The following is a 19,326-nucleotide window of genomic DNA, read 5'->3' as shown; positions in this document are numbered from 1 at the left end:
ACGCGAGTATGGTCGACAAACGAGAGGGACATCATGGCGGACGAGGTTCTCACCGAGCGGCGCGGGCGGACGCTGATCATCACCATCAACCGACCCGAGGCGCGCAACGCCATCAACTCGGCGGTCAGTCACGCGTTGGCCGCTGCGGTCGAAGAGCTTGATGCGGACGACGATCTGTCCTTGGCGGTGCTGACAGGTGCAGGCGGAAACTTCTGTGCCGGTATGGATCTGAAGGCATTCGTGGCCGGCGAGAACGTACTCGTGCCGGGACGCGGTCTCGGATTCACGGAAGGGCCCCCGCGCAAGCCGATCATTTCGGCGGTCGAGGGCTTCGCGTTGGCAGGCGGCACGGAACTCGTGCTCGCCACCGACCTGGTGGTGGCGTCGTCCGAAGCGAAGTTCGGTATCCCGGAGGTCAAGCGAGGACTGGTTGCAGGTGGCGGCGGATTGTTGCGCCTGCCCAAGCGGATTCCGTACCAGAAGGCTCTGGAACTGGCCCTGACCGGTGACAGTTTCACCGCCGAGGAGGCATACCGCTACGGCTTCGTGAACACGTTGACCGAGCCGGGCAAGGCGCTCGAAGGCGCACTCGACCTGGCAGATCGAATCACCCGCAACGGACCGCTCGCGGTTGCGGTCACCAAGGAGATCATCGTCAAGGCCGGCGGGTGGTCCGACGACGAAGCTTTCGCGAAGCAATTGCAGGTGATGGCGCCGGTGTTCGCATCCGAAGATGCACGCGAGGGTGCAACGGCGTTCGCAGAGAAGCGTGCCCCGGTCTGGAAGGGGCGCTGAACGGACATGGCTACTCCTGTTGCCGAACTGCACATGCACATCGAGGGTTCGCTGGAACCCGAACAGATCTACCGGCTCGCCGAGCGCAATCGAATGGATCTGCCGTACAAGGACATCGACGATCTGAAGTCGAGGTACGAGTTCACCGACCTGCAGTCGTTCCTCGATCTCTACTTCGCCAACATGGCCGTCCTGCGTACCGCGGAGGATTTTGCCGACCTGACGCGGGCGTATTTCCGTCGGGCGGCTGCCGCCGGAGTCGCGCATGCCGAGTTCTTCTTCAATCCGCAGGCGCACGTAGTCCGTGGTGTTCCGCTGACCGAGGTCCTGGACGGGATCATGGATGCGGTGGCATCGAGTGAGCGCGAGTTCGGGCTCAGCAGTGCGGCAATCGCCGCCATTCTCCGTGATCAGCCGGTCAAGGACGCCGAAGAGATCTTCTCCGAAATCATTCGTTTGCAGGCGCCGATCGTCGGGCTCGGACTCGACTCCGCCGAGGTCGGCAACCCGCCCTCACTGTTCGAAGACGTGTTCGCCCGTGCGCGTGCCGAGGGCTTGCACGTCGTTGCTCACGCCGGTGAGGAGGGACCGCCCGAGTACATCTGGCAGGCGCTCGACATTCTCGGCGCCGAGCGTATCGACCACGGAGTCCGGGCGCTCGAGGACCCTGCCCTCATCGAACGTCTGGTCGACGAGGAGATTCCACTGACGGTCTGCCCGTTGTCGAACGTTCGTCTGCGAGTGTTCGATTCGCTGTCGGATCATCCGCTTCGATCGATGCTCGAGATGGGTTTGATCGTCACGGTCAACTCCGACGACCCGGCCTATTTCGGGGGATACGTCGACGACAACTTCACCGAACTGGGCCGAGCCTTGGGGCTGACCGAGGCCGAGCGCGACACTCTCGCCCGGAACTCGATCAAAGCCTCGTTCGCCAGTGACGCGCGAAAAGCGGAACTGCTGCGGCACTGACCGTCAGTCGCCGAGCACCTGACGTAGGTATTCGTTGTCGAACACTCGATTCGCGTCGTACTTGTCTCGAACGGCGACAAAATCGTCCAGTCGATCGTACGTAGGACGCAGGTCGTCGACGGTCCGGTTGTGCATTTTTCCCCAATGCGGCCGGCCGTCGACGGCGCGCGCGATGGCTTCCACTGCGGCGAAGTATTCGGTTTCAGGTCGGCGGTGGTACTGATGGACTGCGATATAGGCGGTGTCGCGACCGTGAGCGGTCGAAAGCCAGAGGTCGTCGGCGGCAGCAAAACGTACTTCGACGGGGAAAGCGACGTTTGTTCCGGACTTCTTCATCCAGCGATCGATTTCGTGGAGCGTCTCGGTGACGTGTTCGCGGGGAATCGCGTATTCCATCTCCTTGAACTTCACCCGGCGCGAGGACGCGAATACTCGGTAGCTGCGATCGGTGAACTCGCGGGCGCCGAGCAGTCGAGATGACACGTTGTTGATTCTCGGGATCGCGGCCGGTGCCAGGGTGGCGACGCGATTGACACCTTCGAAGAGTGTGTTCGAGAGGAGCTCGTCGTCGACGAACGCGCGGACCTTGCCCACCGGATCGGGTTCGGTATCTCCGGGGAGTCGGGTGTTGCTCTTCGTGAGCACGCGGTCGGTGTGCGGAAACCAGTAGAACTCGAAGTGATCCAGGCCTAGGCGATCGCTCTCGAGGGTGTCCAGTATGTGAGACAGCGTGTCGGGTTCCTCGATTGCGCGGAGCGTGAATCGCGGTACGCAAGCGAGAGTGATCTTCGAAATGATGCCGATTGCACCCAATCCGAGACGCCCTGCTTCGAACAATTCGACATTTTCGTCGGCACTTGCGGTAACGACGGATCCGTCGGCGAGAACGATCTCGATTCCGTGAATCTGTGTGGCGATACCGCCGAATCGGGCGCCGGTTCCGTGCGTGCCGGTGGATGTCGCGCCGGCCAGTGACTGGACGTCGATGTCGCCGAGATTGGCCATCGCATATCCGCGTTGCCACAGGGCGTCGTTGAGGGCGTGAAGGCGAGTGCCTGCAAAAACAGTGACCAGCGCGCCGTCGTCGGTCGGCGTGATCGAATCGATTCCGTTCAGGTTGTCCAGGCTGACGAGGATACCGTCGGTGACCGCGACACCGGTGAACGAATGGCCTGCGCCGACTGCCTTCACACGTTGGCCACGCGCCGCAGCTTCGGCGACCAACGACGAAAGTTCACGGGTATTTGTCGGCGTCGCAAAGCGACGCGGCGAGGCACTTTGAGTACCCGCCCAGTTCTGCCAAGTGTCCGAAGCCATTACGCAATAATGTACTTGGACGGTCGTCCAGGCAAGTATTGCGCGAAGATTTTGTCATTTGCGTTCTACGATCATTGGATGCTGAACAGGCTCCCGGCGGACGAACGCCGCACACAATTGGTCGAGTCCGCTTTGTCGATTGCGGAACAACGCGGTGTCAGTTCTGTGACGGTAAGGGCGGTGGCAGAAGAGGCCGGCGTATCGCTCGGCGTCGTTCATTACTGCTTCGAGAGCAAGGAAGCGCTGATCGCGGCGATGGGTGAAACGCTCATTTTGCAGCTCAGTGCGTCGATGCAGTACGCGTTCGCGCAGGTGCGACACGCGCCGGATCTCAGCGGCGTGCAGGGGCTCAAGGAATTGCTGCATATCGGGTTGACGGGAATGTGGCCCACTATCGAGGCAACGCCGGACAGGCAGTTGTTGACCTACGAAATCACCGCGCAGGCTCTCCGCAGTCGTAATCTCGGCGCTGAACGTGCTGGGGCTGTTGCTTTCGAGCAGTACCGAATCATGGACGAGCTTGCGGTTTCGTTTCTCGAGGAGTGCGCCAAGATTTCCGGCACCGTGTGGACCGAGCCGTTGAGTTCGATTGCGCGCCTGAGTCTTGCCCTTATCGACGGTCTCGTCCTGCGATGGCTGGTCGATCGTGACTCCGACGCGACTATCGCGGAGTTCGGAGAAATGGTTCAGGTGATTGCCAACAAAGCTGTGATCGCGCCCCAGTAAAGGCTCCATCCTGGACATACGTCCAGTATTGGTGATTGACTGGTCGCACGCCGCGACGATTGGATCATCTGTGACCCGGACCCTCGATCGACTCACTGCTGCCACGCGAGAACTCGACCCGCCTCTGGCCGCTCTGGATCTGACCACACTTCGCAGTAATGCAGCCGACCTGGTGCGCCGCGCCGGTGGAACACCAGTGCGAGTGGCGAGCAAATCGGTTCGTTGTCGGACGGTTCTGGCTGAAACTCTCGGCGACACACTGACCGCGTCCGGGGGATTCCGCGGAATCATGGCGTACTCACTGCGAGAGGCTTTGTGGCTGGTCGGGTTGGGCGCACGGGACATCCTGATGGGATACCCGACCGCGGATCGCGGCGCCATCGCGGATCTCGCGGCCGACGACACCGCCCTCGAATCGATCACTTTGATGATCGACGACGATGCACAGTTGGATCTCATTCGTTCGGCGTCGACGGGGGATGCGCCTGTCCGGGTGTGTCTCGACGTCGACGCGTCACTACGGATCGGCCCGATCCATCTGGGCGTAAGACGCTCGCCACTGCGCGAACCTGCCGCGGTCGCCGCACTCGCGGCGCGTGCTCGCCAGCGCGGATTCTCCGTCGTAGGAGTGATGTTCTACGAAGCTCAGATTGCCGGCCTTCCTGACACCAGTGCTCCGATCGGTTGGGTCAAGAAAGCCTCTGCGCGCGAATTGGCGTCCAGAAGGGGCGCTGTGGTCGCGGCCGTCACCGATGCCGTGGGTGCACTCGAGATCGTCAACAGCGGCGGCACGGGGTCGCTGGAGGTCAGCTCGGCCGATCCTGTGGTGACCGAGGTAACAGCAGGCTCCGGGTTGTATGTACCGACCCTGTTCGACCGCTACCGCGCCTTCCGACCCGATCCTGCGCTGTTTTTCGCTCTGTCGGCAGTGCGCAAGCCGACCCCGTCCGTGACGACCCTGTTCGGCGGCGGATACATCGCGTCGGGACCTGCGGGAGCCACCCGCGTTCCGTCGCCGATCTGGCCTGCCGGTCTCAAACTGCTCCGCAACGAAGGTGCAGGCGAAGTTCAGACCCCGGTCACCGGAAAGGAAGCCGGAAACATCGCGATCGGCGACCGGGTATGGTTCCGGCACGCCAAGGCCGGCGAGTTGTGCGAGCGCTTCGACCGCGTGTACGTGGTCGAAGCCGACGGCACCCGAACCTCGGTTCCCACCTACCGCGGCGAAGGGCAATGCTTCGGGTAGGACAGGCTTTGGGTGTGAAAATACTCGGCTAGCTCGTCAACCTCATGAACGCGCCCAGCTCCACCAACCCTGCGGGCGTATTGGGCATGTACTGCGTCAACGCGTGTGATCGGACGATGATCGCGCACCACTTGCCGCGGGAGACAGCAACATTGAGGCGGTTCCGCGACAGCAGGAACGACATTCCTCGCGGGACGTCCTCGACGGCAGAGGCAGCCATCGACACGATTGCCACCGCGGCCTCGCGGCCCTGGAACTTGTCGACGGTGCCGACCTCGACCTCCGTGAGACCGGCCTCGGTGAGATCGCGCTCGACGGTGCCCACCTGTGCGTTGTACGCCGCGACCACGAGAATGTCCGACTGCTCCAGCGGCCTGGTTCCCTCGAACTCGCTCGGGTCGGTCCATGGCGTACCGAGAAGGCCCTGGATCTGGCGAACGATCTCCTGCGACTCTTCCGGAGAGTACGTGGAATTACCGCGGTGATCGACGAACACCGTGTGCACTCCGGCAGCGAGTCCGTCGAGTTTTCTTGCCGCACTCACGGTTTCCTGAGAATGGAGCTTGCCCTCGTACGACAGTGCGGACACGGGCGCACACAGATCCGGGTGCATCCGCCAAGTCTTCTCGAGGAAGTAGCCGAGTTCGGGTGGCAGTGCGCCGTGTCCCTCGGCGAGCCAACCGAGTGCCGATTCGTCGACAGGTTCGGGGTGAGTGCCTTGGCTGACCTGCGGCAGTTGCTGTGGATCGCCCAGTAGCAACAGGTTTCGCGCGGAGATCGCGACGGCTATGGTGTTGGCCAGCGCGAATTGACCTGCCTCGTCGACCACGAGCAAGTCCAAACTGCCGGCGGGAACACGATCTGTGTTCGCGAAGTCCCATGCAGTGCCGCCGATGACGCAGCCGACGCCTTCCGCTTCGGCGATGAAACCGGCGTATTCCTCGGACGCGATGTCCTGCCATTCCGCCGTCTTGCTGCGGCTGCCCTTCTTTGCGACCAGTGCGGGGTCCACGCCGGCTTTCAGAATGCCGCCGAGCATGTTCTCGACCACCGAATGTGATTGTGCCACCACTCCGATTCGCCAATGGTGTTGTTCGATCAGTGTCTTGACGACACGAGCGCCGGTGTAGGTTTTGCCCGTACCCGGAGGACCTTGCACCGCCACGTAGGAATCATCGAGGTCGAGAAGTGCGGCAGTGATGGCGTCCGCGTAGTTGTTGTCGGTGCCGACAGCTGGCAGCGGTGAACCCGAGAGGGTTCTCGGGGTGCTGCGCCTGAGGATGTCGACGGCTGCGATGTGTGGCAGTTCGGGCAGGGTCTCACTGGCGGCGGACGCGGCAGCGGCGATGGACTTCTCCATACGTCCGGTGGGAATCGGGCGACCAGGTGCCAATGCGACTGGGGAATCGATGTATTCGTCACCGCTGAGCAGTTCTTCGACGGTGACCACGTCGAGCCCTTCGGACTTGACGACGGCGGTGACCTTGACGCTGCTGGTGCCGCGCTGGGTGGGGTTCTCGCTTGCAACGGCATCCGGGGAGGGGGTTGCGTAGAGCGCGAAAAGGTCACTGCCCGGGCTCAAAGACGTTCCGGTGCCGAAACTCCCAGTCAACTGGATGTGGCGACGAAACTTCTTCTGCCGCGGGGTGCTCTTGTGCCAGTCTGCTTCGATTTCGGACTGCTCGACCACCATGACGTCGCGGATGTCCACGAGGTCTTCGATCGGTGTGACCAATCGGTCGAAGTGGGCCCACCAGTACGGCTTCCGCTCGCGATTGTGGTATCCCACTGCTGCGGCCAATAGAGCAGCAGCCTGCTGATCGGGGGTGCGTGTCGAACCGGCCTTGTGGCCGGCGAAGTCGCGGAGCGCGATTTCCGATTCGGTGAGTTCTTCGAGTGGAATCTTGATCTGTCCGGTCGGCTCACGAAGTTCGACACCGTGTTCTGCGGCGCGCTCGGCGAGCCAATCACGCAGGCGGAGAGTGGATTCGCAGTCGTACTCGTTGTAGTCGGCGATGCCCTGAAGAAGATCCCTGGCCTGGTCGGCTTGTCCGCCGTCGCGTAATTCGCAGTAGTCGGCATAAGCGACGACCGAGGCGGCGGCGTTGGTCACGTCACCGTCGCGGCCGTGCTCACCCATGTAGAGCGGCTCCAGTTTCTTGATGCTGTACGAGCGTTGCCCGATCCGTAGGCAGGCGCGGACGATCGGATACAGGTCGACGAGCACGTTCTCGCTGAGCAGCGTGTCCACCGTCTGCTCGCCGACACCGTGACGGGCGGCCAAGCGCAACAGCGCCGACTTCTCGTACGCGGCGTAGTGATAGATGTGCATCCCGGGGTGGGCTTCGCGGCGGGCGGTGACGTAGTCGAGGAAGTCGAGGAGCGCTTGGCGCTCACCCTCGCGGTCGTGTGCCCAGAACGGCTTGAACACGTAGTCGTCCGCCGGCCCTTCGACCACGCCGAACAGGTACTCCAACCCCCAGTCGGTGGATCCGTCCTCGGCCCAGAGTGGATCGCCCTCGAAGTCGAAAAAGATGTCACCGGCGTCGGGGACGGGTAGACCGCCGAGCGCCGAGGGCTCGTAGACCTCGAATTCGGCGTCGCCGGATAGTTCCTGGCGGAGTTGAACAGCTGCCTGCGCACGGAGTTTGTCGAGGGTCTCCCGGCGGATTCCCTCAACTGGGCCAGTGCTCGAGGCGAGTTCGTCGATTGTCGTGATCCCCGAGACGATCAGTTGTTCGCGCTGATTGCCGCGGACACCCGCAACCAGCAGGAGGTCCCGATGGCTTTCGACCTCGACGCTGCAGGTGTCACATCGGCCGCAACGCAGGTACCGATCGTCGAGCCACTGGGTTGGTTTTCCCTCGGCGCGGTGCTCGTCGAGGACTCGTTCGAGTTCAGCTCTGCGCGCCGCGAACACCGGTGCGATGTCTCCGATGTCGTGTGACGATGTGCTGCCGTCGCCGAGCAGCAGGTGAACCTGAGCGGAGGCGGCGATTGCATTGCGCTCCAACGCGTCTGCGTACGCGGCGAGTTGGAGGAGCGCCGACACCTTGGCGTGCCGGGAGAGTTTGCTGTCGTAGACGGCGTAGGTGTCGCCTTCGCGGACGAGGAAATCGCAGAACCCGAGGAACCGGCCGTCGAAGAATGTTCCCTGATATATCACGGGAGCGCCTGATCGGGCTGCTTCGACGGTCGCCAGGGTGGCGGCGGTCAATCCCGAGCGTGAGTGTTCCGGGCGCGGCATGATGACGACGCCGTCACCGTGTTGATCGATGAACTTCTGGAGCTGTTCGCGCTCGTGCGAGTCGCCGAGGCTCGACGTTCGCTCGAGCATCGGATCCGCCTCGACGGCCTCGGCCGCGATCAGACCTGTACGGGCGTCGAGTTGCCGCAACAGCGCGAACTCGCACGAGGCAGCAGCAGAGAGGTCGCTGGCGCTGTAGACGATCTGATCATCGAGTAGGAACACAGGGCGATTGTGCCATCGCTCACCGACAAGGCAACCCGCCAGTAATCGCCCACGCGCCGCGGATACCGGTCGCGGAGTGCAGAATGACGATCATGCCCTTCTTCGACGGACGAACCGGTCAGGTGCACTTTCGGCATTGGCCGGCGGCAGGGGGTGCGGTGCCCACGGTGTCATTGGTCTTTCTTCACGGTCTCGGTCAGCACAGCGGTCAGTACCACCGCTTCGCGGGTGCTATGACGGCGTCGGGGATAGACGTGTGGGCGATCGATCACACCGGGCACGGCTTGTCGGAGGGTGATCCGGGGGTTGGCGCTCCGCTGTCCGATCTTGCTGCCGACGCAGCCGCGCTGGCTGACATCGCTTTGGCGGAACTGCCCGACGTCCCGCAGGCGGTGATGGGCCATTCCTTGGGTGCGGTGGCGGCGCTGACGATGCTGGCTCATCGCGACCACGATTTTGCCTCCGCGGTGCTGTGCGGCATTCCGCGCAGCGCGGTCGAGCAACACGGGTGGGCGGAACTCTCCGAAGCCGGGATTCCGGTGTTGGTCGTTCACGGCACCGACGACCGGATCGCGCCGGTCGATCCGGTCCGAGGCTGGGCCCGGACGCTGCGCAACGTCGAGATGCGCGAGTTCGAGGACGCCGGTCACGACCTACTGCACGAGAAGGTTTACGCCAGTGTCACTGGCGTCACCCGTGAATTCCTTCTCGCGCATTCCAGGTAGGCCTCTCAGGCGAGTGCGTCAAGCACCTCTTTCGACGTGACGGGATGCGAGAACATCGGGTAGTCGTAGGTGATCGCGTTCTCGTGTTCGGCGACCGAAGTTCCGGCTACACAATCGGTGAGAGTGATGACCCGGTAGCCGTTCTCGTATCCGGTGCGCATGGTCGATTCGACGCAGCAGTTGGTCAGGAAACCGCCGAGAAGGATCGTGCGAATTCCTTTGCTGCGCAGAATGAAATCGAGGTTGGTACTGGCAAATGTGTCGAGTCCGCGTTTGCCCTCGATGACGATGTCGCCGTCCTTCGGGGTGAGGTCGTCGACGATCGCGGCGCCCCACGAGCCCTTCACGAAAGCCTTGCCGTCGACGACGCCCTTGAGGATTCCGTACGGATGCGAGGTGATTTCGTTGTACCCCTCGGCGAAGGTGATCGGTGCGTGCATCACGGTGACACCCGCCGCGCGGGCCGCATCCACCAGCGCGGCGGTGTTCGCGAGGAGTCCGTTCGATTCCATGACCGGTGCGACGGCCTCGTGGAGGACGCCGCCTTCGGTGGTGAAGTCGTTCTGGTACTCGATGAGCACGACGGCGGTGGTTGCGGGATCCAATTCGAGCTTGTCGGTCATGGTCGGCACCTTCTCTGTTGTGGTCCGGGTCACGAATCAAACTAATTAAACAGTTTGTCAGACAAGCAGGCAAGGGGTGGTAGCGTCGCGGCATGGATACGACTCCGTTGTCGCGCATGCCGCTCAGCCTTGCCGTGTCGGGAAGAATCCGCGCTGCAATACTCGACGGCTCGCTTCCCGTCGGTGAGGCTTTGCCGACCGAACAGGAACTTGCACAGACGTTCTCGGTGGGTCGATCGACGGTCCGTGAGGCACTTCGCGTCCTACAGGCGCAGGGATTGCTGACCGGCGCGGACACAACGTCGACAGCCAGACCTCGGGTGACGCACGAGCATACGGCCGATTCCGCAGCCACCGCCCTCAGTACCGCGTTGCAGGTGGGTGCAGTTCCCCTGGGCGATCTTGTCGAACTACGAGTGCTGCTCGAAGCCGCTGCACTGCGCACAGTCGGTGCGGTGCCAGGCGACGCCAGGGACGCGATCGAGCGGATGCGCGTCGCGACGCTTGCCGACGACTCGGTCGCCTTCCACGACGCAGACGTCGACTTTCACGTTGCGCTTGCCGGAGCGGGCGGGAACAAGGCGTTCGGGTTGGTCATGGCGGTTCTGCGCGACAGCATCGCCGGCTACTTGCTGAGCGAACTCGACGCGCGACAGAACTCGGCAGCCACACTCGGCGCACTGCTGAAAGAACACGAGGGTATCGCCGACGCGATCGAGCGCGGCGCCTCCGACGAGGCTGCCGATTTGGTCGAGCGCCACGTGCGCGGATTCTACGAAGGACGAACGGAATGACCACGAGTATCGATCTGTTGGGCGAACACTTGCAGAAAGCGCTGGGGGACAGGGCCACAACCGATCCCGACCGAATGGGTGCGTACGTCCGGGATCAATCACTGCTCACCGCAGCCGGAAGACCCGCCGCGCTGGTCAAGGCAAAGACGGTCGACGACGTCGTCGCCGTCATGACGGTGGCCCACGAACTCTCCGTTCCGGTGGTGACGCGAGGGGCGGGTACCGGATTGACCGGCGCCGCCAACGCGCTCGACGGATGCATCGTTCTGAGCGTCGCGGGCATGAATCGCATTCTGGAGATCGATCCCGCCGCGCGCACCGCCACGGTGGAGCCCGGAGTGATCAACGGCGACCTCGCCGAAGCTGCTGCACAGCAGGGACTTTGGTACGTACCGGATCCGGGAAGCCGGGCCATCTCGAGTATCGGCGGCAATCTGGCGACAAATGCGGGCGGCATCTGTTGCGCCAAGTACGGCGTCACCGGTGATCACGTCGCGGCCCTGACGGCGGTGCTGGCCGACGGGCGTGTGATCCGTACCGGTGCACGGACGCGCAAAAATGTTGCGGGGCTGGACCTGACACATCTGCTCGTGGGGTCGGAGGGGACTCTGGCGGTCATCGTCGAAGCCACGATGCGTCTGCGTACAGCGCCAACAGTCGCGACCACCGTTGTCGCGTTTTTCGATTCCGCGGAGTCCGCAATCGATGCCGTCCTCGCCGTGTCGGCAGTGGCCGAACCGTGTCAGATGGAGTTGATGGACGACGTCACAATCGGCGCGGTCAATCGCCTGACGAAGATGGGGTTGGACGAATCGGCCGGGGCGATGCTGCTCATCCAGTGCGACGGTAGGTCAGCGGCCGCCGAGGCAGCGGACTGTGCCGCGGCGTGCGAAAGCGTCGGGGCGCGAGAAGTTTTCCACACCGACGATCCGGTGGAAGGTGAAGAGTTCACCGCGGCTCGCCGGATGGCATTACCTGCTCTCGAGGCGTTGGGCACGGTGCTACTCGACGACGTCGCGGTGCCCGTGCCTGCGTTACCGTCCATGCTGGGGTGCATCCGCGAGGCGGCCGAGCGTCACGGTGTCACGATCGGAACCTTCGGTCATGCCGCCGACGGAAATCTCCACCCGACCATCGTGTTCGACGCCGCCGAAGCCGGAGCGCAGGATCGTGCCCGCGGAGCGTTCGACGACATCGTCGCCGGGGCGCTGGCGTTGGGCGGAACGATCAGCGGCGAACATGGTATCGGTGTTCTCAAAGCGCCGTACATGGCAGACATGGTCGGCGAGACCGAACGCGAAATGATGCTCGCAGTGAAGGCCGCATTCGATCCGAAGAACATTCTCAATCCGGGGCGAGGTATCTGAGCGTTTCGTTCGAGCCTCACTCGCCGGAAATTGCGCTACCAGACGAACATGTTGCCGCACGACGCTTTTCGAGTGACGATGGCCGTCATGCAGCTGCTGATGCTCGGAGGAACACGGTTCCTCGGCCGCGCCCTCGTCGACGACGCTCTGGCGCGGGGCTGGGAAGTGACAGTGCTCCATCGGGGGCTCACCGGAGCGCCACCGCTTGATGCGGAGGTCCTGTTCGCGGATCGCACCGATCAGCGAGCGATGGCCGAGGCGCTCGGTGACCGTCGATGGGACTTTGTCGTCGACACGTGGTCGGGTAGCCCTCGGGTGGTCGGTGAGAATGCACGCGTCTTGCGTGGTCACGTCGAACGGTACGCATACATTTCCAGCGGATCCGTCTACCAGTGGGGCTCGCACGTCGACGAGTGCTCACCTGTGGTCGCCGCTTCCGCGACGTCCGACGACGGCAGCGATTACGCGTCCGCCAAACGCGGCGCCGAACTCGCTGTCCTGGAATTCTTCCCGAATGCACTGCTCGCGAGGGCAGGGCTGATCCTCGGACCACACGAGGACATCGGGCGATTGCCGTGGTGGCTGCAGCGCATCGGCGCAGGAGGCCGCGTCGTTGCTCCCGGGGTGCCGACCAGGCCACTGCAATACGTCGATGTTCGTGACATCGCATCTTTTGTCCTGTCCGGACTGGTCGCAGGGATCGGCGGGGCATATGACGTCATCAGCCCGTCCGGGCACACCACAACCTCCGGGCTCCTTCAGGCGTGCGTGGACGCCACCGGTTCGGGCGCGGAATTGGTGTGGATCGACGAGGACAGGCTGGCGGCCGCTGGAGCGCAGCCGTGGACACAACTGCCGTGTTGGGTCCCGCAAAAGGGCGAGTTCGCGGGTTTCCTCGAAGCCGACACCGCCAAGGCAGCGCGGGCCGGGTTGCAGTGCCGTCCCGTCGAAGGCACCGTGCGCGATACCTGGGAGTGGATGCAGCAGGAAACTCTGCCGACCCAGCGGGAGGATCGTGCGGTGCACGGACTGCCTCCGGAGATCGAAAGAGAACTTCTGTCCGCCGGAGACTGAAACGCGTCTGGCCCGGTTCGCATTCGAACCGGGCCAGACGTGTGAAAGACGAGGATCAGGCGTACAGGTCGCTGATCTTGGTCTTGTGAGCTTCGTGAATGATGTTGCGCTTGAGCTTGAGCGTCGGCGTCAGTTCGCCGGTCTCCTGGGTGAAGTCGACCTCGAGGATCGTGTACTTCTTGATCTGCTCGGGGTTGGAGACCTTCTTGTTGGCGTCGGCAACGGCCGAGTCGATCTCGGCGATCAGATCGGCGTTCTTCACCAGATCGGCAATCGCGGTGTTCGCGGGTAGGCCGTTGCGCTCGACCCATCCGGGCAGTGTTTCCGGATCGAGGGTGATCAGTGCACCGATGAACGGCTGACCGTCACCGACGACGAGGCACTGGCTGATCAGAGCGTGCGCGCGCAAAGAGTCCTCGAGGCCTGCCGGTGCGACGTTCTTACCGCCGGCGGTGACGATGATTTCCTTCTTGCGGCCGGTGATCGAGACGTAGCCCTCGTTGTCGATCGATCCGAGGTCGCCGGTGTGGAACCAGCCGTCGACGATGGATTCCGCTGTGGCCTTCTCGTTGTGCCAGTAGCCGGCGAACACTACCGGGCCCTGCAGGAGGAGTTCGCCGTCTTCGGCGACTCTGGCGGCGTGGCCGTTGATCGGCTTGCCGACGGTGCCGACGCGCTGCGCGCTCGAGGTGTTGACGGTGATCGCGGCGCTGGTCTCGGTGAGTCCGTAGCCCTCGTAGATCGGGATGCCGACGCCGCGGAAGTAGTGGCCGAGGCGCGCACCGAGGGCTGCGCCGCCGGAGACTGCACGCTCGCACTCGCCGCCCAGTGCTGCGCGCAGCTTCGAGTAGACGAGCTTGTCGAATACCGCGTGCTTGAGCTTGAGTGCCAGTCCGGGGTCACCCTTTTCGAGGGATTCGCTGTATTCGATGGCCGTGGCAGCAGCCTTGTCAAAGATGCTGCCCTTGCCGCCGTCGACAGCTTTCTGACGAGCCGAGTTGTAGACCTTCTCGAACACGCGGGGCACCGACAGGATGAAGTTGGGCTTGAAGCCGGCGAACTGTTCGAGGAGCGTCGTCAGATCCGACGTGTGGGCGACGGTGACCTTGGCGTCGAAAGCGCCGAAGGAGATCGCTCGCGCGAATACGTGGGCGAGCGGCAGGAACATCAGCGTCTTCTTGCCGGGGACCATCGACTCCGGCATGGCCAGGCGGCAGGCGTTGGACTCGGCGTAGAAGTTGGAGTGCGTCAGCTGAACGCCCTTGGGGCGTCCGGTGGTTCCGGAGGTGTAGATCAGGGTCGCGGGCGAGGCTGCGGTGACCCGGTGACGACGAGTGTGCAGTTCTTCGTCGGTGATTGCGGAACCGCGGCTGGACAACTCGTCGATGGCACCCGACTCGATGACCAGAACTTCGCGGAGGGCTTCTGCGCCGTCGGTGACTTCCTTGTGGGTCTCCGCGTGCTTGGCCGTTTCGACGACCAGAAGTGTCGTCGCGGAATCCTCGAGGATCCACTGCGCCTGGTCAGGGGAGGAGGTCTCGTAGATCGCGACGGTGCATCCGCCGGCAGTCCAGATGGCGTAGTCGAGAACGACCCACTCGTATCGAGTAGCGGACAGGATAGCGACGCGGTCGCCGAGCTCGACACCCGAAGCGATCAGGCCCTTGGCAACTGCGGAGACCTGCTTCGCGAATTCAGCTGCGGTGACATCGACCCATCCACCGTTCGACGGCCTCTTGAACGGCACGAATGTGGGGTCTTCTTCGGCATGACGGAACACGGAGTCGGCCATTGAAACGTTCTCCGGAATTGAGAACGACTGTGGAACTGAGAACTCGCGCACTATTGACCCCTCCAGTGACTACTGACATTTCTGATGTGCATTGCATCACATTAGTCGGCATTTTGCACTGTCGTTACTATTCGGTAGAACTGGTCGGGCGCTGACCTGCAGTTTAGTGTGACCGGCTGTTTACAGGTACTCAGGCGACGTGTTGGAGCGTGCGGCCGTGCACGGACAACCAGCGGCGAATTGCGTAGTCCAATCGGTCCGGATCCACTCCGAGTTGCTCTGCAGTAGCTGCAAGGATCTCCGAGGTGTCTCCCGGCAGTTCGGTGGTGCCGAGTGTTGCGCTGATGAAGGTGTCGGCAGCGGTGCCCAGATCGGTGTGGGGGATTCCCGCCAACATCAACAGGTGCGCCCAGGTCACTTCGGAACCGTCTCCGCATGCGTCGACCCAGGCGTGGTGAACCGCATCGAGTGCGTTGTCGGAATCAGCAGCGGAAAGCAGGTCCTCGACGCTGTTGATCCGCAAGTGATGGAGTTTCTCGGCGACCTGTTGGATGTGACGTGCCTCGATCGGGACACCCGTCGCCGTGTAGCGGCGCTTGTACGAGCCGATCTTGCCTGCCCACTGGTCCGAGCTCCCGGCTTCTTCGAACGTGCGGAGGAGTTCGCGTGCGCCGTCCGTGACGGGTTTGTCTTCGCGGGCTTTCCGGTAGGCGAGGTAGCGATCGACGACGGTCACTTCGCTGTGGCCCGACGTGGACTGAACGGATTCGATGATGCACAGCGCGAGGCTCTGTCGATAAGCGTCTGACGCAACCCAGGCGGACGGGTCGCCCAGGCGGTCACGGCACGCGGCTGCGACGGCGTCGACGGTATCGGTCGAGATGGTCACGGTTCCTCCAGAAAGCCGAATTCTTTTTGTTCCATTTGGGCTATCGGCACCGAGGAGCGAAATGTTGCACACATCACAAATTCTCAGAGATCTCTTGGACTGCGCTCAGGCTCGAGAGGTGGTCTCTCAGGCGAGGAAGGTCAGCACTTCGTCGTCACTGAGTTGATGAAAGTCCTCGAATGCAGCACCGACGCCGCCCAACAGTGCCGGAACGAAGGGGCATATGACGCGATCGGCAGTGCACGCGATCACTCTCATGGCTTCGGGGGAGGCGACGGGTACAGCGACGATCACCGAGGCGGCACCCGCGGTGCGCGCACACCGGCAGGCAACTGCAGCGCTCGCACCTGTGGCCATTCCGTCGTCGACGATCACCGCAGTGCGTCCGTGGAGGGAAACCGGGGTCCGGCCCTCGCGCAGGAGTCGCGCTCGCCGCTCCAATTCGAGTCGTTCGTCGCGTTCGACGGCGACGAGTTCTCTTTTCGAGACGCGAACCGCTGCGATGACGTCGTGATTGAGGACCCGCACGCCGCCCTCACCGATAGCGCCCATCGCCAGTTCCGGGTTGTACGGACTGCCGAGTTTGCGCACCACCACGATGTCCAGCGGAGCGTTCAGTGCCGCCGCCACCTCCGCTGCGACCGGTACTCCGCCGCGCGGGAGTCCGAGAACGACCGGCTTGTCGATACGCAAAGACTCGAGCCGCCCGGCCAGAAATTTGCCGGCGGAAGATCGATCCCGATACTGGGTCACTGCGATGTCCTCGAGAAGCTCGAACCCCGACCTGTTCGACGCTACTCGCTGCAGGTCACCGAGACGAGACCGTGAACCTCCGCAGCGCGAGAGCGGGATTCTTCTCGCGTACTTCGGCGATTCGAGCGGCCGTGACAGCCGCGGTGGCGACCCCAACCTGCTCGCCCAGTGAACACATCACGACGCCCATCGGGTCGACGATCATGCTGGCACCCGCGCCGCCGCGCGCGCTCTGATCCGCCGCTGCGATGTACATCGTGTTCTCGATGGCCCGGGCGCGCACGAGAGTGGTCCAGTGGTCTTCCTTGAGCGGCCCGGGCACCCACTGGGCGGGCAGGAGCAAGACGTCAGCGCCGACGTCGACGATGCGCCGGGTGACTTCCGGGAAACGAAGGTCGTAGCAGGTCTGGAGGCCGAAGGTCAGGCCGTCGCACCCGAAAGTCTGCGGTTCGGTGATGTCGCCCGCACGGATCACGGCCGATTCCTGGTAGCCGAAGGCGTCGTAGAGATGCAGTTTGCGGTAGGTCGCCACCAGTTCGCCGTTGGGGTCCACCGCGACGAGGGTGTTGGAGATTCTGCTCACGTCGTCGATTCGCTCGTTCATTCCTGCCACGAGGAAGATTCCGAACTCCGCGGCGACCGCCGCAAGTGCCGAACCGAATTCGCCGTCCAGGTCCTCCGCGGACTCGATCAGTCGCTCGTCCGTCTTCGGTGCGGTGAACATCGAGTACTCCGGCGCCACGACAACTTTCGCGCCCCGTGCTGCTGCATCGGAAGCCAGTGATCGCAGTGATTCGAGGTTGGCTTTCTTGTCCGTCCCCGGGGCGAATTGGGCAATCGCGACAACGGTCTGGGTGGGGGTGGCTGTGGTGGCTGCGGTCATGCTTCCTACGCTAGGCGAAACCCGCTGGGAGGGTGGATCTGTCGTAAATGCACCCCCGGTATGTCGTCGTGTCTATACTCTATCCGCTAAACTGCTGGTCAAATGAGTGATATTGAGCGTGACCCCGAACCCCCAACATTTGCCGACCTCGACATCGATGATCGGGTACTGAAGGCACTGTCAGACGTGGGCTACGAGTCGCCCTCGCCCATTCAGGCTGCCACCATTCCGCCACTGCTCGAAGGCAAGGACGTCGTCGGTCTCGCACAGACCGGTACCGGCAAGACCGCAGCCTTCGCAGTTCCCGTTCTGTCGCGGATCGACACGTCGATCAAGCAGACCCAGGCGCTGGTGCTTGCTCCCACGCGTGAGCTGGCGCTTCAGGTTGCCGAGGCATTCGGCAAGTACTCCGCCCACATCCCCGGACTCAACGTCCTGCCGATCTACGGTGGCCAGAGCTACGGCGTCCAGCTGTCCGGCCTGCGCCGTGGTGCGCACGTTGTCGTCGGTACCCCGGGTCGTGTCATCGACCATCTCGAAAAGGGCACCCTGGACCTGACCAATCTCAAGTACCTCGTTCTCGACGAGGCCGACGAGATGCTCAAGATGGGTTTCCAGGAGGACGTCGAGCGCATCCTCCGCGACACCCCCGGCGACAAGCAGGTTGCCCTGTTCTCGGCAACGATGCCCGGCTCGATTCGCCGGATCTCGAAGCAATACCTGAACAATCCGGTCGAGATCACCGTCAAGTCCAAGACGTCGACCGCCTCGAACATCACGCAGCGCTACATTCAGGTTGCTCATCAGCGCAAGCTCGATGCACTGACCCGAGTCCTCGAGGTCGAGGCTTTCGAGGCGATGATCATCTTCGTCCGTACCAAGCAGGCCACCGAAGACCTGGCGGAGAAGCTGCGCGCCCGCGGGCACTCGGCTGCCGCGATCAACGGCGACATCGTCCAGGCACAGCGTGAGCGGACCATCGGTCAGCTCAAGAACGGCGCCCTCGACATCCTCGTCGCGACCGACGTTGCTGCTCGAGGCCTCGACGTGGATCGAATCTCCCACGTCGTCAACTACGACATCCCCCATGACACGGAGTCGTACGTTCACCGCATCGGTCGTACCGGTCGCGCCGGTCGTCAGGGTGACGCGCTGCTGTTCGTCGCTCCGCGTGAGCGTCATCTGCTCAAGTCCATCGAGAAGGCGACGCGTCAGCCGCTTGCGGAGATGCAGCTTCCCAGTGTCGACGACGTCAATGCCCAGCGTGTGACCAAGTTCGGTGACTCCATCACCGAGAGCTTGGCATCGGAGAATCTCGCGATGTTCCGCAAGATGATCGAGGACTACGACCAGGAACATGACGTTCCGCTCATCGACATCGCTGCCGCCCTGGCACTGCAGTCGCGCGACGGTGAGGCATTCCTGCTGGCTCCCGAGCCGCCGGCACCGCCGCGTCGTGAGCGTGAGCCCCGTGAACCTCGTCCCCCTCGCCGTTTCGACGACGGCCCGGCTCCTCGCTCGCGTGGACCCGAGGGTCAGGAATTGGCCGCGTACCGCATCGCAGTCGGCAAGCGTCACCGCGTCGTGCCGGGTGCCATCGTCGGTGCCATCGCCAATGAGGGCGGGCTTCGTCGAAGCGACTTCGGGCACATCAGCATTCGCCCGGATCACAGCATTGTCGAGCTGCCGGCCGACCTCTCCAACGAGACTCTCGAAGCTCTGCGTCGCACACGCATCTCCGGAGTTCTGATCCAGCTGCAGCCTGATTTCGGCCCGCCGCAGGGACGTCCGAGTGGGCGTGGCGACCGTGGTGGCCGCGATGATCGCGGTGGACGTGACGACCGCCGTGGTGGCGGACGCGAACGCTACAACGACTGACGTACAGCTTCAACGTCTTG

General features: G+C 63.2%; 16 protein-coding genes. 9 read left to right on the top strand and 7 right to left on the bottom strand.

What is annotated here, in order from left to right:
- The first annotated feature begins 33 nt into the window (after positions 1-33).
- Positions 34-795, top strand: a complete 762-nt coding sequence (locus R4P65_RS28610) for a crotonase/enoyl-CoA hydratase family protein (RefSeq protein WP_230817435.1) — start codon at positions 34-36, stop codon at positions 793-795.
- A gap of 6 nt (positions 796-801) precedes the next feature.
- Positions 802-1,767 (top strand): adenosine deaminase, encoded by a 966-nt coding sequence (locus R4P65_RS28605; RefSeq protein WP_003945144.1) that lies wholly within the window; start codon positions 802-804, stop codon positions 1,765-1,767.
- 3 nt (positions 1,768-1,770) lie between these two features.
- Here R4P65_RS28605 and R4P65_RS28600 read toward each other — a convergent pair whose 3' ends face one another.
- Positions 1,771-3,084 (bottom strand): D-arabinono-1,4-lactone oxidase, encoded by a 1,314-nt coding sequence (locus tag R4P65_RS28600; protein WP_317829020.1) that lies wholly within the window; start codon positions 3,082-3,084, stop codon positions 1,771-1,773.
- Between the two features lie 78 nt (positions 3,085-3,162).
- On the opposite strand from R4P65_RS28600, the gene R4P65_RS28595 reads away from it, so the two are divergent.
- Positions 3,163-3,810, top strand: coding sequence for a TetR/AcrR family transcriptional regulator (locus tag R4P65_RS28595; protein WP_230817438.1), 648 nt, complete (start codon positions 3,163-3,165; stop codon positions 3,808-3,810).
- Between the two features lie 70 nt (positions 3,811-3,880).
- Positions 3,881-5,056, top strand: coding sequence for an amino acid deaminase/aldolase (locus tag R4P65_RS28590; RefSeq protein WP_230817439.1), 1,176 nt, complete (start codon positions 3,881-3,883; stop codon positions 5,054-5,056).
- Positions 5,057-5,084: 28 nt separating this feature from the next.
- Here the strand turns inward: R4P65_RS28590 and R4P65_RS28585 are convergent, their stop codons facing one another.
- Positions 5,085-8,528, bottom strand: a complete 3,444-nt coding sequence (locus tag R4P65_RS28585; RefSeq protein WP_317829019.1) for a TM0106 family RecB-like putative nuclease — start codon at positions 8,526-8,528, stop codon at positions 5,085-5,087.
- 83 nt (positions 8,529-8,611) lie between these two features.
- Between R4P65_RS28585 and R4P65_RS28580 the strand changes: the two genes are divergently transcribed.
- A complete protein-coding gene (locus R4P65_RS28580; RefSeq protein ID WP_317829018.1) occupies positions 8,612-9,253 on the top strand; it encodes an alpha/beta hydrolase in 642 nt (213 codons plus the stop codon).
- A gap of 5 nt (positions 9,254-9,258) precedes the next feature.
- Here R4P65_RS28580 and R4P65_RS28575 read toward each other — a convergent pair whose 3' ends face one another.
- Positions 9,259-9,876, bottom strand: a complete 618-nt coding sequence (locus R4P65_RS28575) for a cysteine hydrolase (RefSeq protein ID WP_317829017.1) — start codon at positions 9,874-9,876, stop codon at positions 9,259-9,261.
- A 92-nt stretch (positions 9,877-9,968) separates the two neighbouring features.
- Here R4P65_RS28575 and R4P65_RS28570 point away from each other — a divergent pair, with 92 nt between their 5' ends.
- Genes R4P65_RS28570 through R4P65_RS28560 form a run of 3 tightly spaced genes read left to right on the top strand, consistent with a single transcriptional unit; the run spans position 9,969 to position 13,111 of the window.
- Positions 9,969-10,670 carry a FadR/GntR family transcriptional regulator gene (locus R4P65_RS28570; RefSeq protein ID WP_317829016.1) on the top strand — a complete coding sequence of 234 codons (702 nt, stop codon included), beginning with the start codon at positions 9,969-9,971 and terminating at the stop codon, positions 10,668-10,670.
- Positions 10,667-12,037 (top strand): FAD-binding oxidoreductase, encoded by a 1,371-nt coding sequence (locus tag R4P65_RS28565; RefSeq protein WP_317829015.1) that lies wholly within the window; start codon positions 10,667-10,669, stop codon positions 12,035-12,037. The genes R4P65_RS28570 and R4P65_RS28565 overlap by 4 nt, the downstream gene beginning before the upstream one ends.
- Positions 12,038-12,085: 48 nt before the next feature.
- Positions 12,086-13,111: an NAD-dependent epimerase/dehydratase family protein gene (locus R4P65_RS28560; RefSeq protein WP_317829014.1), complete on the top strand. Its 1,026-nt coding sequence runs from the start codon at positions 12,086-12,088 to the stop codon at positions 13,109-13,111.
- A gap of 55 nt (positions 13,112-13,166) precedes the next feature.
- On the opposite strand, the gene R4P65_RS28555 is transcribed toward R4P65_RS28560, so the two are convergent.
- The 4 genes from R4P65_RS28555 to R4P65_RS28540 all read right to left on the bottom strand — a co-directional run bounded on the left by R4P65_RS28555 (position 13,167) and on the right by R4P65_RS28540 (position 17,428).
- Positions 13,167-14,954 carry a long-chain fatty acid--CoA ligase gene (locus tag R4P65_RS28555; protein WP_317829013.1) on the bottom strand — a complete coding sequence of 596 codons (1,788 nt, stop codon included), beginning with the start codon at positions 14,952-14,954 and terminating at the stop codon, positions 13,167-13,169.
- A gap of 139 nt (positions 14,955-15,093) precedes the next feature.
- Complete coding sequence (locus tag R4P65_RS28550) at positions 15,094-15,792, bottom strand: hypothetical protein (RefSeq protein WP_058228429.1); 699 nt, start codon at positions 15,790-15,792, stop codon at positions 15,094-15,096.
- Positions 15,793-15,918: 126 nt separating this feature from the next.
- Entirely contained in the window at positions 15,919-16,545 is a 627-nt protein-coding gene (locus R4P65_RS28545) for a phosphoribosyltransferase (RefSeq protein ID WP_317829012.1), read from the bottom strand.
- 55 nt (positions 16,546-16,600) lie between these two features.
- Positions 16,601-17,428 (bottom strand): carbon-nitrogen hydrolase family protein, encoded by an 828-nt coding sequence (locus R4P65_RS28540; RefSeq protein ID WP_317829011.1) that lies wholly within the window; start codon positions 17,426-17,428, stop codon positions 16,601-16,603.
- Positions 17,429-17,530: 102 nt separating this feature from the next.
- Here R4P65_RS28540 and R4P65_RS28535 point away from each other — a divergent pair, with 102 nt between their 5' ends.
- Positions 17,531-19,306, top strand: coding sequence for a DEAD/DEAH box helicase (locus R4P65_RS28535; protein ID WP_230817450.1), 1,776 nt, complete (start codon positions 17,531-17,533; stop codon positions 19,304-19,306).
- The last annotated feature ends 20 nt before the right edge of the window (positions 19,307-19,326 follow it).

It is taken from the genome of Rhodococcus sp. IEGM 1318, assembly GCF_033142465.1.
Lineage (GTDB): Bacteria > Actinomycetota > Actinomycetes > Mycobacteriales > Mycobacteriaceae > Rhodococcus_F > Rhodococcus_F qingshengii_B.
Note: the sequence above shows the minus strand (reverse complement) of the source record. Positions and strands in the feature narration are given on the sequence as shown.

Bases quoted from the DNA above. Each gene is read 5' to 3' on its own strand.
- R4P65_RS28610 (WP_230817435.1), top strand. From the start codon at position 34: ATGGCGGACGAGGTTCTCACCGAGCGGCGCGGGCGGACGCTGATCATC.
- R4P65_RS28605 (WP_003945144.1), top strand. From the start codon at position 802: ATGGCTACTCCTGTTGCCGAACTGCACATGCACATCGAGGGTTCGCTG.
- R4P65_RS28600 (WP_317829020.1), bottom strand. From the start codon at position 3,084: ATGGCTTCGGACACTTGGCAGAACTGGGCGGGTACTCAAAGTGCCTCG.
- R4P65_RS28595 (WP_230817438.1), top strand. From the start codon at position 3,163: ATGCTGAACAGGCTCCCGGCGGACGAACGCCGCACACAATTGGTCGAG.
- R4P65_RS28580 (WP_317829018.1), top strand. From the start codon at position 8,612: ATGACGATCATGCCCTTCTTCGACGGACGAACCGGTCAGGTGCACTTT.
- R4P65_RS28575 (WP_317829017.1), bottom strand. From the start codon at position 9,876: ATGACCGACAAGCTCGAATTGGATCCCGCAACCACCGCCGTCGTGCTC.
- R4P65_RS28570 (WP_317829016.1), top strand. From the start codon at position 9,969: ATGGATACGACTCCGTTGTCGCGCATGCCGCTCAGCCTTGCCGTGTCG.
- R4P65_RS28565 (WP_317829015.1), top strand. From the start codon at position 10,667: ATGACCACGAGTATCGATCTGTTGGGCGAACACTTGCAGAAAGCGCTG.
- R4P65_RS28560 (WP_317829014.1), top strand. From the start codon at position 12,086: ATGTTGCCGCACGACGCTTTTCGAGTGACGATGGCCGTCATGCAGCTG.
- R4P65_RS28540 (WP_317829011.1), bottom strand. From the start codon at position 17,428: ATGACCGCAGCCACCACAGCCACCCCCACCCAGACCGTTGTCGCGATT.
- R4P65_RS28535 (WP_230817450.1), top strand. From the start codon at position 17,531: ATGAGTGATATTGAGCGTGACCCCGAACCCCCAACATTTGCCGACCTC.